Origin of the sequence: Sediminimonas sp. (assembly GCF_024637375.1) — a bacterium.
Lineage (GTDB): Bacteria > Pseudomonadota > Alphaproteobacteria > Rhodobacterales > Rhodobacteraceae > Sediminimonas.
Genome location: NZ_JAGXFK010000016.1, coordinates 1 through 15,331, shown reverse-complemented (window position 1 = coordinate 15,331; position 15,331 = coordinate 1). Strand labels below are relative to the sequence as shown.

Here is a 15,331-nt window from a genome sequence, read left to right as displayed (position 1 = left end):
CCGACGCGGAAGTAGTCGCCGCTGGCGCCGGCATCGGCGCCCATGGGCACGATGGTGACGAAGTCGCGCGAGTGCACGGTGCCGGTCCAACTGACGTCGAAGGCCGACCCGGCAAGCGCGGTGTCGGGCGCGCTCACCGTCACCTCGGGCTCTGACACCTCGATGGACTGGCTGGCCATGGTGCGTTTGCCCTCGTTGAGGACGTAGCGGACCTCGTAGAGCCCGGTCTCGGCGGGCGCCTTGAGGCTTTTGGTGCCGTCGCTGTCGCCGACGCGGAAGTAGTCGCCGCTGGCGCCGGCATCGGCGCCCATGGGCACGATGGTGACGAAGTCGCGCGAGTGCACGGTGCCGGTCCAGCTGACGTCGAAGGCCGACCCGGCAAGCGCGGTGTCAGGGGCAGACAGGCTGACATCGGCGGTGGTGACCTCGATCGGGGCGCGGCCCAATGGCGTGTCGCCCGATTGGGGCATGTAGCGCAGTTCGTACATCCCCGTTTCGCCGGGCGCGACCAGGCTGCCGCTGGAGTTGTCGTGCACCCGCAGATAGGTGCCACTGGCGCCGTCGTCGGCGCCCATGGGCACGATGGTGACGTAGTCGCGCGGGTTGTCGCCGGTGGGCGCCCATGACAGGTCGAACGCGGCGCCCTGGGTCACGCTTTGCGGCGCGGTGACAGTGATTTGCGGCTCCGGCTCTGGTTCCGGCTCGGGTGGCGCCTGGGCGACTTCGGCGCCGACAGTGCTCAGCGCGGCGCCCAGCGTCGCGGCGTCATCGGCGGCCAGGTATTTGCCGCCGGTCTGTTCGGCGATGCAGGCCAGCGACGCGGTGTCCGCGTCCGCGCCCAGGCCGAAACCCACGACATGCGCGGTGAAGGAAACGCCGGTGCGCGCCAGTGTCTTGGCCAGCGCGCAGGGATCGCGGTCGCAGCTTTCCAGCCCATCCGAGATCAGCAGAACCGTGGCCGGCCGGTCACGGAACGACAGCGCCTCGGCCGCCTGTTCGACGGCATCGGTCAGCGGTGTCTTGCCGGTCGGCGTGATGCGCGCGACACGATCGAGAAACGCCGCGCGGTCCAGCGGCCCGGGCGGCAGTATCACCTCGATATCGCTGCAATCGCCGCGGCGGCGGTGGCCATAGGCCATCAGGCCGACATTGGTGTCGGCGTCCAGCTCGGCGGTCAGGTTGCCGATCGCGTCGCGCGCGATCTCGATCTTCGCGGTGCCGTTGATCTGGCCCCACATCGAGTTGGAGCCGTCGAAAACCACCATCATGTCGTCGGCGGCACCGGCGGGCGCGGCGGTCAGCCCGGCGGTCAGCGAAAGCAGGACCGTTGAAAGCAATTTGCGCATGTCAAATATCCCTTGCTTGGTGAAGGTGGCGTGGTCTTGGCCTCAGGTCGTTGGCGCGTCGCCGTGCAGCCGGTCGATGATTCGCCGTACCAGCGCGAGATCGTCGAACACCCTGTGCAGATCTTCCTGGATTTCGCCGACCGGCGTGGTCAGCGACCCCATCTTGAGGAAGTCGCCGTCGCGCCACAGCGCCAGGTAGAACGACTCTCCCTGGAAGGCGGCGGTCATCCCGCCGGTGCCGCGGTCGCTTTCGTCTTTGGCGATGGCAAGGAGGTTGTCGAGGAACGGCGCCGGCATCAGCCGGCGGGCGGCGTCGGGGTCGTCGGCGTGGACGGCGAAGGCCTTTTCGAATTCCTCATGGTCGAATTCGACCTGCGGCATGCCGCGCCCGGTGTTGCCGGCGAACATCCCGGCCAGCTTGTTGCCCACGCCGCCATGATCGCGCGCGATCAGGATGTCGCTGGGCACCTGCTCTGGCACGCCGATGCGAAACAGCAGGCCCTTGAACACCGTCTTGTTGCGGCTGTCGCCATCGGAATCGGTGTCGCGGTAGACCAGATTGGCCTCGACCATCTCGAATTCGGTGTCACGGTAGGTGCCCTCGATCCGGTCTTCCATGTTGGCGCGGTTGTGATTGCCGATCATCCCCAGCCCTTGCAGCCGGTCGACCGGAAAGCGCAGCCGCGCCGTGCGGTCATAGCTCAGCCCGCCAAGGAAATCGCACAGCACCGGCATGACCGTATCGGCGACCGACCCGCCCCATTTGCGCGCCTGGCGCTGCCACAGCAGGTAGGCCAGCACACCGCCGAGCGCGAGGAGTACCGCCGCGCCAACCAGTTTGCCGGTCAGCTCGTCCGCCTTCCAAAGCGCGATCAGCGCCAGAAACGCGGCGATTCCCATCGGGATTCCGGCATGCTGCTTGGCCTTGTTGAGCAGCGCCTGCCGCTCGGATTCGAGCTGGTCCAGCTCGGGCGCGATGCGGTCGTCATAGACTGCGGCAAAGCCTTTCTCGATCTCGGTGCGTTCGGTAAATGGCATTGACCCCCCCCTGATTTTCCCGCTGCCCCGCCGCCGGTCACGCTTCTTCGTGGTGCGGGGGGGCTGTTTTTTGCAGCGACCTGGCCCGACGTTACGCACTCGGCATGGCCCGCGCAACCGCCGGGTGCGTGCCTCTTGCGCGCAAGGCCGCGACGCGCAACTCTGGGCGCGCCGGCACGCGACCAAGCCCGGGAGGGGTCATGCCCGAATATCCGCCGCTCGAACTGCCCGACAACCCGCGGCTGACCGAGAACGTCACCCATTTCGCCCGCGCGTTGCGCCGGGCCGGCCTGCCGATCGGGCCGGGCCGGGTGATCGAGGCGGTGCGCGCCTTGGAGGCGACCGGGTTCACCGACCGGCGCGATTTCTACTGGACGCTGCATGCCTGTTTCGTCAACCGCCCCGAGCATCGGGCGATCTATGACCAGGTGTTCCGGCTTTACTGGCGCGACCCGCGGTTCCTGGAACACATGATGTCGATGCTGCTGCCGGCGGTGCGCGGCGTGCAGGAAGACCGCGCCGCCAGGGCCGCCGAGAAACGCGCCGCGCAGGCGCTTCTGGGCGACGCCGACCGCCCCGCGTCGGAGGCCCCCGAGACCCCGGAAGACGAGACCGAGATCGAGGTCGATGCATCGATGACGATCTCGGCCGAAGAGCGGCTCAAGACGCTGGATTTCGAGCAGATGAGCACCGACGAGGTCGCGCAGGCCAAGCGGATGCTGGCACGGCTCAGCCTGCCGGTCGACCCGCTGCCGTCGCGCCGCGCGCAGGCCAGTGCCAATGGCGGGCGCATCGACGCGCGGCGCACCATGCGGCTGGCCATGCGCTACGGCGGAGAGCTGCACCACCTGGCGCTGAAACGCCCGCGCCCGCGTTGGCCCAACCTGGTGGTGCTTTGCGATATTTCAGGCTCGATGTCGCAATACAGCCGAATGGTTTTGCACTTCCTCCATGCCGTGGCCAACGAAAAGGGCGCCGGCTGGTCCCAAGTGCATGCCTTCACCTTCGGCACCCGGTTGACCAACATCACCCGCCACCTCGCCACCCGCGACGTCGACCAGGCGCTGGCCGATGCCGGCGCCGAGGCGCAGGACTGGGAAGGCGGCACGCGCATCGGCGCCTGCCTGCACGCCTTCAACCGCGACTGGTCACGGCGGGTGATGGGGCAGGGCGCGGTGGTGCTGTTGATCACCGACGGGCTGGACCGCGACGACAGCGCCGACCTGGCCCGCGAGATGGAGTGTTTGCACCTCAGCGCCCGGCGCCTGATCTGGATCAACCCGCTTTTGCGTTGGGACGGGTTCGCACCCCGCGCGCGTGGCATTTCCGCGATGTTGCCCCATGTCGACAGTTTCCGCGCCGGCCATTCCATTGCCAGTATCGAGGATCTGGCCCGTGCGCTGTCCGACAGCCGCGACAGCGGCGAGAAAGCCCGGCTGATGGCGATGCCTGGGCCGATGGCGGGGTAGATCGGCGCACGGGGCCTGGTTCGGGTCAGGCGCCGCGTGCGGCGGCGGCGCGTCGGGCATTGCGGCGCAGGCGCGCCTCACGTTCGATCGTGTAAAGCCCCGACCCCACGATCAGCGCCGCGCCCGCCAGCGTTAGCGCGTCGGGCCGCTCGCCGAAATGGATCACCCCGATCAGCATCGCGAAGATCAGCCGCGAATAGCGGAACGGTGCGATGATCGAGATATCGCCCATTCGCATCGCCGCAACGATGGCGTAATAGGCGGTCACGCCGAAGGCCAGCGCGGCACCGAGCGCCGACCAATGCGCCGGCGTCGGCATGACCGGCGCGCCGGGGCTGACGATCAGCAGGATCGCGCCGGCGGGCAACAGCGTGAGAAAGGCATAGGTCGACAATTGCATCGACGAGATCGCCCGCGGCACCGCGCGCGTGGCCAGATCGCGGATCGCCAGGCCGATCACCCCTTGCACCGCGAACAGCGAGGCAGCCTCGAACCCGGAAAGCCCCGGGCGGATGATCAGCAGCACGCCGGCGAAGCCCACCAGGATCGCGCTCCAGCGGCGCCAGCCGACCTGCTCGCGCATGAACATCGCCGCGCCCAGCGTCACCGCCAGCGGCGTGGCCTGCAGGATGGCCGAGGCCGTCGACAGCGGCGTCAGCGCAATGGCGGTGACAAAGCCGATGGTGCCGATCAGCTCGCCGGTGTTGCGCACGATCACCCAGCGGTCGCGCAGGTCGCGCGACACCAGCCGGTCGCGCCGCGCCAGCGCCAACGTGGCAAAGACTGATGCGCCGCCCGCGCCGAGCAGCATCAGGATCTGCCCGACCGGCAGATCTTGCGCCAGTGTCTTGATAAAGGTGTCTTCGAGCGCGAAGCCCGCCATCGCGGCCACCATCAGCGCCGCGCCGCGAATGTTGTCCATGTCGGTCGCCCCGCCTGTACCTCGGCGTCTGCCGCCGCCGGGCCAGCCCATAGCCGCGGCTGCGCCGGTGTACAAGCCCGGTAGGCGGCCTGGCGGCTATTCGGCCGCGCGCAGTGAGTGGCGCGACCCGGCGGGGGGCTCGGCGGTCAGCTCCTCCGGCGGCATCTCGTCTTCCCAGATCAGCTCGGGCGCCTTGAGGCGGCGCGCGGCGCGGCGCAACGCCCAGTCGCGCGACACCCGGCTGGACCGGCCGCCGGTCAAAATGGCGAAAAGCCGCCCCAATCCGCGCAGGTAGCTTGTCGCCCAGACCCTGAGCGCCAGCAGCGAGGGCGTGAAAACCAGCGTCAGCAGGGTGGCAATGCCCAACCCGAAGACCACCGCGGTGGCCAGTTGTTTCCACCACAGCGCCGTGGGGCTGTCGATCGAATAGCCGCCGCCGATGAAATCCAGGCTGATGCCCAGCATCATCGGCGTGAGCCCGGCCATGGTGGTGGTGGTGGTCAGCAGAACCGGGCGGATGCGCGCCTCGGCGGTGCGGATGATCGCCTCGATCTGCGGCATGTAGCGGCTGTATTCCTGGTAGGTGTCGATCAGCACGATATTGTTGTTCACCACGATCCCGGCCAGCGCGACGATGCCGGTGCCGGTCATGATGACGGAAAAGGATTGCTCCATCACCAGCATGCCGATCAGCACCCCGGTAGTCGACAGCACCACCGCCAGCAGCACCAGAACCGCGTTGTAGATACTGTTGAACTGCGCCAGAAGGATGATGAACATCAGCCCCAAGGCCCCGGCGAAGGCTTTCATCAGGAAGGTCTGGCTTTCGGCCTGGTCTTCCTGGTCGCCGGTCCATTCCCAGTCGATACCAACGGGCAGGGGAGCGGTGTTCAGCCATTCGGTCAACTTCGCGATCCGCTCGTTGGCGTTAACGGGGTCGGTGCGCACCGTGCCTGCGTCTACGGCAGCGCGCAGGTCGTCTGCACCGACGCCGGGAGCGCGTTCCAGCACCTCGTAGCGCCCGCCATCGGGCAGGCGCAGCGCGTCGCGTGTGCCGTCCGCGGCCGGGCGCAGGGTGGCCAGCGGCTCGGTGCCTTCGCCGACTTCGCGGCTGAGCTTGATCAGCCCGGTCTCGACCGCGGCCTTGACGTCGAAATAGCGGGTCTGATCGACGCGCTTGATCTGGGCCAGCTTGGGCACCGGCTGGCGGGTGATGAAATTGGCCAGCGGCACCAGCCCGTCGCGGGTGCGCACCTTGAGCGAATCGAGGGTGGACAGTACCCGGTCGGCCTCGGGCAGGCGCACGCGGATGTCGATTTCCTCGTCGCTGCTTTCCACGCGCATGGTGTCCAGCAACAGCCCGCGGGTGACCAGTTGCACCATGGCGCCCACGGTGGCGACATCGGCGCCGAAGCGGCCGGCCTTTTCCACGTCGACGTCGATCTGCCAGTCGATGCCGGGCAGGGGCAGCGTATCCTCGATCTGCGTCAGGCCCGACGTCTGTTCGAAACGCGCGCGCGCCTCGGTGGTGGCCTGTTGCAGCGCCGACCAGTCGTTGCCCGACAGGCGCAGGTGCACGGGTTTGGCGCTGGCCGGGCCACGGGCCTGTTCGCGCACCTCGATATGGATGCCGGGCAGCTTCGACAGCGCCGCGGTCAGTTCCTCGACCACCACGTTGCCGTCAAGTTCGGGTTGGAAACGGCGGTCTTCCCACGGCACCAGTTCAAGCTGAATCTGGCCGATCGAATCCAGCGGCGGCTGCGCGCCGCCGGTGTTCTGCTCCAGCCCGCCGTCGCCGGCGAAGGCAAAGGCGTTGTCGACGCCGGGGTGTTGCAGCACGATCGCTTCGGCCTTTTTCACCAGCCGGTCCTTTTCGGCCAGCGACAGGTTGCCGCGCGCCTGCACGTGGACGATGGCCTGCTCGGGCTCGGTGTCGACGAAGAAATCGACGCCCAGGTTGTTGTCGCGATAGGTCAGGAACACCGCGCCGACGAAAGCGGCGACCGCGGCGATGGCCAGCAACGGCATGATCGGGTTGCCGACGATGGCCTTGATGAACCAGCCGAACGGGGTGCGCCGGTGACCGGCGCGGACGCCGCGACGCCGCCAGGTGATGCGCGCCGCGCCCAGGGCGATCGACGCGGCCGCCGCACCGCCCATGAACAGCCCCGCCCCGGCGGCGAACGCGGCTTGCGGCGGCACCGTATCCGGCAGCAGGTAGATGGGGTTGAGCACCTGCATCGCGCCCAGGAACATCGTGTACATCGCCACCGGCACCAGGGCTGCGCGCACCACCCATGGCAGGCGCGCCCTGAGCGCATCGCTGGCGCGCCCGAATACCCGGCTGATACGGCCGGTGACGCCGCCCATCACCGGCAAGTAGATCAGCGCCACGATCAGCGACGCCGACAGCACGAAAATCAGCGTGACCGGCAGCATGCCCATGAACTCGCCCGGCACACCGGGCCAGAACAACATCGGCAGAAAGGCACACAGCGTCGTGGCGGTCGAACTGACGATGGGCCAGAACATGCGCTTTGCGGCGTCGGTGTAAGCGTGCATGGGGCCGACGCCCTGGGAAATGCGCTTGTCGGCATATTCCACCACCACGATGGCGCCATCCACCAGCATGCCCACGGCCAGGATCAGCCCGAACATCACGATGTTCGATACCGGCACGTCCATCACCGCCAGCAACACGAAGCACAACAGGAAAGAGGTGGGAATGGCAAAGCCGACCAGCAGCGCCGCGCGGGTGCCCAGCGACGCCAGCACCACGATCATCACCAGCGCGATGGCGGTCAGCACCGACCCCTCGAGTTGGCTGACCATCGAACCGACGACGCGGCTCTGGTCGTTCGAGGTGCCGGCGGTCACGGCGGCGCGCAACCCTTCGGGCCATTCCTTCTGCGCCTGCGCGACGGCCTCGCGCACCCGCGCGGCGGTGTCGATCAGGTTGAAGCCCTTGCGCTTGACCACCTGCAGGGCGACGGTGGCTTCGCCGTTGAACCGGGCCGTGCCCAGCCTGTCCTCGAAGGTCAGGTTGATGCGCGCCAGATCGCCCAGAGTGACGACGCGGGTACCGTTGGTCTTGACCGGCAGATCATAGATGTCGCGCGGCTCGTCGAAGGACGACGGGATCTTGACGCTGAACGAGCCCTTCGCGGTATCGACATTGCCGGCCGGAACCAGCAGGTTGTTGTTGCGGACCACGTCGATCAATTCGCCCGCCGTGACGTTGTAGGCCTCGAGCCGCAGCGGGTCGATCACCACCTCGACCATCTCTTCGCGGTTGCCGGCGATGCCGGCCTCCATCACCGCGTCCATCCCCTCCAGCCGGTCCTGGAGATCCTGGGCGATGCGGGCCATGCTGCGCTCGGGCACGTCGCCGGTCAGGTTGACGATGATGATCGGGAACTCGGAAAAGTTGATCTCGTTGATCGAGTATTTCTCGAACCCGTCGGGAAACTTGCTTTCGGCGGTGTTCATGGCCTCGCGCACGTCGGCCATGATCTTGCTCTTGTCCCAGCCGAACTCGAACTCCAGCGCGATGCCGCCGTAGCCCTCGGCGGCGGTTGAGGACATCTTCTTGAGCCCGTCGAGATCGGACAGCTCGGTCTCCATCGGCTTGACCAGCAGCTTTTCGCTGTCCTCGGCCGAGATGCCGGGAAACGGCACCGACACGAACAGCGCCGGGATCTCGATATCCGGCTCGCCCTCCTTGGGCAGCCCCCAGTAGGCAAAACCGCCCGCCGCCAGCGACAGCACGATGAAGGCCATCACCATGCGCGCCCGCGCGGCGGCCCAATCGACTATGCCGGTCATGGCTGGGCGCCCTGGTAGGTCGGGTCTATGGGCACGCCGGCGGTGACGTATTCCTGCCCGACGACGATCACCGATACCGTGTCGGGCAGGCCGCTGACCAGCACCCCGTCGGGGGTGTCGCGCAGCAGTTTCACCGCGCGGAACCCGGTGATGTTGCCATCCTCGACGACGCGCACGCCCAGGGTGCCGTCATCGTCCAGCGTCAGCGCCGAGGCCGGCAGCAGATGCGCCTTGGCACCCCGCGCGGCGATCATGACCTCGGCGGTCTGGCCATCGCGCACGCGGCCGTCGCCGTTGGCGACCTCGACCTCGACGCGGAAGGTGCGCGTTGTCGGGTCGGCCGAACGCGAGATGAACGTCACCTGCCCCTGCACCTGCGTGCCCGAGGCCAGGCGCGCCTGTGCCGGCGCACCGATGTCGATGCGCCCGACCTCGGTTTCGGGCACGAAACCGACCAGCTTGACCGGGTCGAGTTGGATCACCGTGGCGCACAGGCCGCCGGGCTGTAGCAGGCTGCCGCGTTCGGCGGTGTCGCTTTCCAGGATGCCGGCGAAGGGCGCCGCGATGGTCAGCCGGCTGATTTCCGTGCGCGCGGCAGCGACGGCGGCCTCGGCCGACTGGATGGCCGACTGGGCGCCTTGCAGCCCGGCCTGGGCGCTCTGCACCGTGGCCTCGGCGCTGCGCAGATTGGCGCGGGCGGTGGCCAGCCGCGTTTGCGAGGCGAAACCGTCTTTCGACAGTCGGGTCGCGGCGTTCTCGTTGATCTGCGCCTCTTCAAGGCGCGCCTTGGCCTCCGCGACGCGGGACTCCACCTCCGGCACGCGCGCGCGCGCCTCGTTCAGCCGCGCTTCGGTCTCTTTCAGTTGCGCCTTGCGGGTGCCTTCGTCGATGCGGCACAGCACTTCGCCGGCGTCGATCTCGGCGCCCTTGCGCAGCGGTTCGGATACCACGTTGCCCGAGGTTTCGGCGCGCACTTCGACCTGGCGATAGGCCTGCGTCTCGCCGCGCAGGATCACGGCGTCGTCCACCGTTTTCGCGGTGAACCGCTCGGCGACTACGGACACCCCCGCCGCGTCATCACTTGGGGCGGGCTGCGCGCCCGGCGACTGGCCGGGTGTAGGCTCCGGCGCGACCGCATCATCGGCCTGCGAGGCCGCGGGCGGCGCCGTGTCGGTAATCTCGGCGATGCGCCGCTCGATCGGGGCGATCCCGTCGCGGGCCACGTTGATCAGAAGATCGCGTTCCATCACCGCCAGATACAGGACGGCCGACACCAGAATCGCGGTGAGGATGGGGATCAGTCGCATTCAAGGACCTTCGTTCGGCACGGGTTGCACAACGGACGGCTGCAAAAGGTAGATATCGCCGTCTTTAGAGATTGCAACGCTTGCTGGCAATTCTTCTGAACCGATCGGTTCAGAAAAGTCGCGCAGCCACCGTGGCACGGGGCGAATTTTCGCCCCGTGCAAGTATTTTGTGCGTTCGAAGGCCCGGCCCGGGGGCGCCGTCGCTGGACGTGTCCAGCGGCGGGTCGGGTCAGGTCAGCCCCTGCGTGCGGGCCCAGTCCTGTGTGCGGTCCAGAACCCGCGCCATGATCGCGGCGATCTCGTGCGCGTCGTCCTCGGTCAGAATCAGCGGTGGGCACAGCGCCAGCGTGTCACCGATGTTGCGCATGATCAGCCCTTCCTCGTGGCCGATGTTGAACGCCGCCAGCCCCAGCTTGCCGACCGGGTCGAAGGGTGTCTTAGCGGCCTTGTCGGCGACCAGTTCCAGCCCCGCGATGAGCCCGGCGCCGCGCACCTCGCCGACCAGCGGATGATCCGAAAGCTTGCCCAGCTCGGTCTGCAACACGGCGCCTACGCGGGCGGCATTGCCGACCAGGTCCAGCTCTTCAATGATCTTGAGGTTTTCCAGCCCAACGGCGGTGGCCACCGGGTGGCCGCTGGTGGTGTAGCCATGCCCGAAGGTGCCGATGCGGTGGCTGTTGTCGGCGATGGCGTCATAGATATCTTCCGAGAAGATCACCGCCGCCAGCGGCATGTAGGACGAGGTCAGCTGTTTCGAGGTCACCATGATATCGGGGGTGAACCCGTAATGGGTTGCGCCGAAGGAACTGCCAAGCCGGCCGAAGCCGTTGATGACCTCGTCGGCGATCAGCTTGATGTCGTGCTTGCGGCAGATCGCCTCGACGCCCGGCCAATAGCCCGCCGGCGGGGGCATGACGCCGCCGGCGGCCATCAGCGGCTCGCCGATGAACCCGGCGATGGTGTCGGCGCCTTCGCGGGCTATCACCTCTTCCAGTTCGGCCAGCAGGCGGGCGGTAAAGGCCTCTTCGCTTTCGCCCTCGGTGCCGAAGCGGTAGAAATGCGGGCAGGTCAGGTGCGTGACCGGGATCGCCGGCAGATCAAAATCGCGGTGGTTGTTCGGCAGGCCCGTCAGGCTGCCCGAGGCGACGGTGATGCCGTGATAGCCCTTGGTACGGGCGAGGAATTTCTTCTTTTCCGGCCGGCCGAGGGAGTTGTTCATGTACCACAGCATCTTGACCACGGTATCGTTGGCCTCGGACCCGGAATTGGTGAAAAACACGCGGGTCAGGTTTTCGGGGGTCATCTCGACCAGTTTCTCGCCCAGCCTGATCGATGGCTCGTGCGCCTTGTGGGCGAAGCTGTGATAGTAGGGCAGGCGGTCCATCTGCGCCATGGCGGCATCGCGCAGGCGGGGCTGGTTGAAGCCGACAGCGACCGACCACAGCCCCGCCAGCCCCTCGATATAGCGTTTGCCGCCCTGGTCGTAGACGTGGATGCCCTCGCCCCGGTCGATGATGATGGGGCCCTGGGCCTCGTGCGCTCGGGCGTCGGTGTAGGGGTGCAGCGCGGTCGAGATATCGACCTGGGCAGAAGAATTGGACAGCGGTTCCATGGTGGGCTCCTGTTCGGCTCAACTCCCGCGCGGCCCGCGGGGTGAATGGTTTTCGGTGTCTGGGCGCCAGTGTGTGCCGCTTGCGCGGGCTTGTCACGCCGGTTTTGCCCGCGCAGCGCCGGTTGCGGGTGCTGGCCTCATGATTTTGGCCGCACTGGTCTTATCGGCATGCACCCCGGGTGCAGCGGCCTGGGGCCATTGACGGCGCCAATGCGAGGCTTATGGTCTGCGCAACCCGCACAAACCCCGGAGACCACGCCGATGACCACCGCGACCGCCCCCATCGACCCCGTCAAGCTGGACCGCCTGGCCGAGGTGGCCGTCAAGGTGGGGCTGAACCTGCAACCGGGGCAGGATCTGCTGCTGACCGCGCCGATCGCGGCGGCGCCGCTGGTGCGGCGCATCGCCGTGCACGCCTATCAGGCCGGCGCCGGCGTGGTGACGCCGCTGCTGTCGGATGATCAAGTGACACTGGCGCGGTACGAGCACGCCCGCGACGACAGTTTCGACCGTGCCGCCGGCTGGCTGTACGAAGGCATGGCGCAGGCGTTCGACGCGGGCACCGCGCGGCTGGGGGTCGTGGGTGACAACCCGATGCTGCTGTCCGATCAGGATCCCGAGCGCGTCTCGCGCGCGTCAAAGGCGCAATCCGAGGCCTACAAACCCGCGCGCGAACGCATAACCGGGTTCGACATCAACTGGAACCTGGTGGCCTGGCCCGGAGAGGAGTGGGCGAAGCTGGTGTTTCCCGACCTGGCCCCTGACGCGGCGGTGGCGAAACTGGCCGACGCGATCTTTGCCGCCTCGCGCGTGGATGGCGAGGATGCCGTGGCCAACTGGCAGGCGCACAACGCGCGGTTGCGCACGCGCACCGACTGGCTGAACGCACAACATTTCGACGCGCTGCATTTCACCGGGCCGGGGACTGACCTGCGCGTCGGGCTGGCCGATGGGCACGAATGGATGGGCGGCGCGTCGCTGGCGAAAAACGGGGTGGTGTGCAACCCCAACATCCCCAGCGAAGAGGTATTCACCACCCCGCACGCCGCGCGCGTCGAGGGGCATGTGCGCGCCACCAAGCCGCTGTCCTACCAGGGCACGCTGATCGAGGATATCGCCGTGCGGTTCGAGAGCGGCCGTATTGTCGAGGCCAGCGCCAGCCGCGGCGAGGCGGTGCTGCGCAAGGTGCTCGACAGCGACGAGGGCGCCCGCCGCCTGGGCGAGGTGGCGCTGGTGCCGCATTCCTCGCCGATCTCGCAATCGGGGCTGCTGTTCTACAACACGCTGTTCGACGAGAACGCCGCCTGCCACATCGCCCTTGGGCAGTGCTATTCCAAGTGTTTCGAGGACGGCGACAAGCTCAGCCGCGACCAGATCGCCGCGCAGGGTGGCAACGAAAGCATGATCCATATCGACTGGATGATCGGCTCGGACGAGATCGACATCGACGGGGTACACGAGGATGGCCGCCGCGTACCGGTGTTCCGCAAGGGCGAGTGGGCCTGAGCATATGACCTGCGCCTGTCATCGCGGTGTTTCATTGGCGCGCTAGTGCCTTGGGCGCGATCGCCACATGGATGGGGCTTGCCCCGTGGCGAACGCGATATATAGTGTTCATGTGCCGGGGCGGTCCCCCGCCTCGTCGCCTCGGGACAGGCAGGCAGGGCAGGGAGATTTGCCGGATGGACGGAGATTTCAGGCGCGAATTCGTGAGAGAGCCCGGGGGATTGAAACACCACCCGGCACTAGTGCTGAACGCTGATTACCGGCCCTTGTCCTATTACCCGCTGTCGCTGTGGCCCTGGCAGGAGGCGATCAAGGCGGTGTGGCTGGACCGGGTCGATATCGTGGCCGAGTACGAACAAGAGGTGTGCAGCCCCAGTACGCGGATACGGATACCGTCGGTCGTGGTGCTCAGGGATTACGTCAAACCTAGGAAGCGCGTGGCCTTCACGCGCTTCAATCTTTTTCTGCGCGACGAATTTCGCTGCCAGTACTGCGGCAGCCGCGACAACCTGACCTTCGACCATGTCGTGCCGCGCGCGGCGGGCGGGACGACGACCTGGGAAAACGTGGTCGCGGCCTGCGCGCCGTGCAACCTGCGCAAGGGCGCGCGCAGCCTGCGCCGGTCGGGGTTGCATCTGCGCAAGACGCCGCGCGCGCCGGGGGCTGAGGAAATGCGCAACATGGGGCGCAGGTTTCCACCCAACTACCTGCACGAAAGCTGGATCGACTTCCTGTACTGGGATGCCGAACTGGAGGCTTGAGAGGCGCCACCCCGACGCGATATGAAAAGGGCGCCGCACACGGCCGTGCGGCGCCTGTTTCGCACAGTGACCGGAAACCCGGAACGGGCGCGGCGCTCAGGCGCCGCTGCCGCCCTTGCCCCGCGGCGGTGTGGCGGGGTCGGCAGGCGTGGCGGGTTTGGCTGCGGCGGGTTGCTGGGTGGCCCGCTGTTGCTGTTGCGACTGTTGTTGTTGCGGCTGCTGCTGTTGCGTCTGTGGCTGTTGGCGCTGCTGCGGGGCGGTTCCCTTGTCGCGCGGTGTCAGCGGGTCGTCCTGCCGCTGCACGGAGCCCTCGAAATGCGCGCCGGATTCGATGGCGATGGTCTTGTGGATGATGTCGCCCTCGACTCGTGCGGTCGAGGTCAGCCGCACCTTGAGCCCGCGCACCCGCCCCACGATTCGGCCGTTGATGACCACGTCGTCGGCCATGATCTCGCCCTTGATGGTGGCGCTTTCCCCAACCGTCAGAAGGTGGGCGCGAATGTCGCCCTCGACCGTGCCTTCGACCTGGATATCGCCGCTGGTCTTGATGTCGCCGCTGATATGCAGGTCCGCCGACAGCACCGAGGCGGGCGGCTTGGGCTTGGCCGGGCTGCTGGCCGATTCCGACGACGCGGCCTTCGCCGTGCTGCTGGCAGGGGCCGCCGGCACGGCGGGTTTGCCGGCCTCGTCCGCCTTTTTCGGGCCGGGTTCGTTGATCTTGCTTCTAGAAAACATTTCTCGCAGCCTTGATGTAGGTCATTGGATTGACGGGCTTGCCGTTCACGCGCACCTCGTAATGGGTGTGCGGACCAGTTGACCGCCCTGAACTCCCGATATCACCGATCCGGTCCCCGCGCGAGACCTTTTGTCCCCTCTTCACGCGGATCTTTGACATGTGAGCGAAGAGGGTTTCGATACCGAAGGCGTGTTTGATCTCGACGACGCGGCCATAACCCGTCTTCCAGCCGGCATATGTGATAACGCCGTCGGCGGTCGCAAGGATCGGCGCGCCCATGGGGGCCGCGAAATCGACCCCCTCATGCATCCGTACCCCCCCGGTGACCGGATGCCGGCGCGGGCCGAAGGGGCTGGTGAAGCGGTAGGAAGTACGCATCGGGTTGGCGAACGGCGCCTTCTCGGCTGCGATGCGGTAGAGGTTGAGCTTGTCCATCTTCTGCAGGATGCGGTTGGCGCGAATCTCGTCGGGCGACAGCGCGTCGCCCTTGGTCGAGACCGTCAGCGGCATCAGCGGCCCGCCCTGCCCGGAATAGGTCGACCGCACCTGGTCGAGCACCGTGTCGGTGTTGATACCGGCGGCACGGAACATCTTGTCGAGCGGCGTCACCGAGACCGCCATCGCCTCTTCGATCTGGCGGAATATCTGGTCGTTCTGGTCCTGCATCAGGCGAATCCTGAATTGCAGATCCTCGACCGCCTTCATCGCGCCGCGCGCGTCGCTGGCGATGATGTCGCGCTCGGATGCGGTGTCGGACAGCGCGGCAAGCACCATGTCCATGGTTTCGCGCGCGGTTTCGTTGTCGGTGG

The 15,331-nt window shown here is 67.3% G+C and carries 11 protein-coding genes; 3 read left to right on the top strand and 8 right to left on the bottom strand.

Annotation, left to right across the window (positions count from 1 at the left end):
- Both Q0L89_RS01885 and Q0L89_RS01880 read right to left on the bottom strand, forming a co-directional pair.
- Positions 1 to 1,346: VWA domain-containing protein (locus Q0L89_RS01885; RefSeq protein ID WP_296762090.1), on the bottom strand; the 1,346-nt coding region annotated here is incomplete at its 3' end.
- A gap of 42 nt (positions 1,347 to 1,388) precedes the next feature.
- A complete protein-coding gene (locus Q0L89_RS01880; RefSeq protein ID WP_296762089.1) occupies positions 1,389 to 2,384 on the bottom strand; it encodes a DUF3137 domain-containing protein in 996 nt (331 codons plus the stop codon).
- A 200-nt stretch (positions 2,385 to 2,584) separates the two neighbouring features.
- Between Q0L89_RS01880 and Q0L89_RS01875 the strand changes: the two genes are divergently transcribed.
- The gene (locus Q0L89_RS01875) at positions 2,585 to 3,853 is read left to right on the top strand and encodes a VWA domain-containing protein (RefSeq protein WP_296762087.1); all 1,269 of its coding nucleotides are present in this window, start codon (positions 2,585 to 2,587) and stop codon (positions 3,851 to 3,853) included.
- 25 nt (positions 3,854 to 3,878) lie between these two features.
- Here Q0L89_RS01875 and Q0L89_RS01870 read toward each other — a convergent pair whose 3' ends face one another.
- The 4 genes from Q0L89_RS01870 to Q0L89_RS01855 form a co-directional block, all read right to left on the bottom strand.
- Positions 3,879 to 4,775: a DMT family transporter gene (locus Q0L89_RS01870; protein WP_296762085.1), complete on the bottom strand. Its 897-nt coding sequence runs from the start codon at positions 4,773 to 4,775 to the stop codon at positions 3,879 to 3,881.
- Between the two features lie 96 nt (positions 4,776 to 4,871).
- Positions 4,872 to 8,600, bottom strand: a complete 3,729-nt coding sequence (locus tag Q0L89_RS01865; RefSeq protein WP_296762083.1) for an efflux RND transporter permease subunit — start codon at positions 8,598 to 8,600, stop codon at positions 4,872 to 4,874.
- Positions 8,597 to 9,907, bottom strand: coding sequence for an efflux RND transporter periplasmic adaptor subunit (locus Q0L89_RS01860; protein ID WP_296762081.1), 1,311 nt, complete (start codon positions 9,905 to 9,907; stop codon positions 8,597 to 8,599). Before Q0L89_RS01860 ends, Q0L89_RS01865 begins: the two co-directional genes overlap by 4 nt.
- Positions 9,908 to 10,136: 229 nt before the next feature.
- Positions 10,137 to 11,519: an aspartate aminotransferase family protein gene (locus tag Q0L89_RS01855; protein ID WP_296762079.1), complete on the bottom strand. Its 1,383-nt coding sequence runs from the start codon at positions 11,517 to 11,519 to the stop codon at positions 10,137 to 10,139.
- Positions 11,520 to 11,780: 261 nt separating this feature from the next.
- On the opposite strand from Q0L89_RS01855, the gene Q0L89_RS01850 reads away from it, so the two are divergent.
- Both Q0L89_RS01850 and Q0L89_RS01845 read left to right on the top strand, forming a co-directional pair.
- Positions 11,781 to 13,025, top strand: a complete 1,245-nt coding sequence (locus tag Q0L89_RS01850) for an aminopeptidase (RefSeq protein ID WP_296762077.1) — start codon at positions 11,781 to 11,783, stop codon at positions 13,023 to 13,025.
- 176 nt (positions 13,026 to 13,201) lie between these two features.
- Positions 13,202 to 13,786 (top strand): HNH endonuclease, encoded by a 585-nt coding sequence (locus tag Q0L89_RS01845; protein ID WP_296762076.1) that lies wholly within the window; start codon positions 13,202 to 13,204, stop codon positions 13,784 to 13,786.
- 96 nt (positions 13,787 to 13,882) lie between these two features.
- On the opposite strand, the gene Q0L89_RS01840 is transcribed toward Q0L89_RS01845, so the two are convergent.
- Together Q0L89_RS01840 and Q0L89_RS01835 are read right to left on the bottom strand one after the other, a co-directional pair.
- Positions 13,883 to 14,521: a polymer-forming cytoskeletal protein gene (locus Q0L89_RS01840; protein WP_296762075.1), complete on the bottom strand. Its 639-nt coding sequence runs from the start codon at positions 14,519 to 14,521 to the stop codon at positions 13,883 to 13,885.
- The coding region (locus Q0L89_RS01835) for a DUF5930 domain-containing protein (RefSeq protein WP_296762073.1) at positions 14,511 to 15,331 on the bottom strand (821 nt) is incomplete at its 5' end. The genes Q0L89_RS01835 and Q0L89_RS01840, both read right to left, overlap by 11 nt.

Bases quoted from the DNA above. Each gene is read 5' to 3' on its own strand.
- Q0L89_RS01880 (WP_296762089.1), bottom strand. From the start codon at position 2,384: ATGCCATTTACCGAACGCACCGAGATCGAGAAAGGCTTTGCCGCAGTC.
- Q0L89_RS01875 (WP_296762087.1), top strand. From the start codon at position 2,585: ATGCCCGAATATCCGCCGCTCGAACTGCCCGACAACCCGCGGCTGACC.
- Q0L89_RS01870 (WP_296762085.1), bottom strand. From the start codon at position 4,775: ATGGACAACATTCGCGGCGCGGCGCTGATGGTGGCCGCGATGGCGGGC.
- Q0L89_RS01865 (WP_296762083.1), bottom strand. From the start codon at position 8,600: ATGACCGGCATAGTCGATTGGGCCGCCGCGCGGGCGCGCATGGTGATG.
- Q0L89_RS01860 (WP_296762081.1), bottom strand. From the start codon at position 9,907: ATGCGACTGATCCCCATCCTCACCGCGATTCTGGTGTCGGCCGTCCTG.
- Q0L89_RS01855 (WP_296762079.1), bottom strand. From the start codon at position 11,519: ATGGAACCGCTGTCCAATTCTTCTGCCCAGGTCGATATCTCGACCGCG.
- Q0L89_RS01850 (WP_296762077.1), top strand. From the start codon at position 11,781: ATGACCACCGCGACCGCCCCCATCGACCCCGTCAAGCTGGACCGCCTG.
- Q0L89_RS01845 (WP_296762076.1), top strand. From the start codon at position 13,202: ATGGACGGAGATTTCAGGCGCGAATTCGTGAGAGAGCCCGGGGGATTG.
- Q0L89_RS01840 (WP_296762075.1), bottom strand. From the start codon at position 14,521: ATGTTTTCTAGAAGCAAGATCAACGAACCCGGCCCGAAAAAGGCGGAC.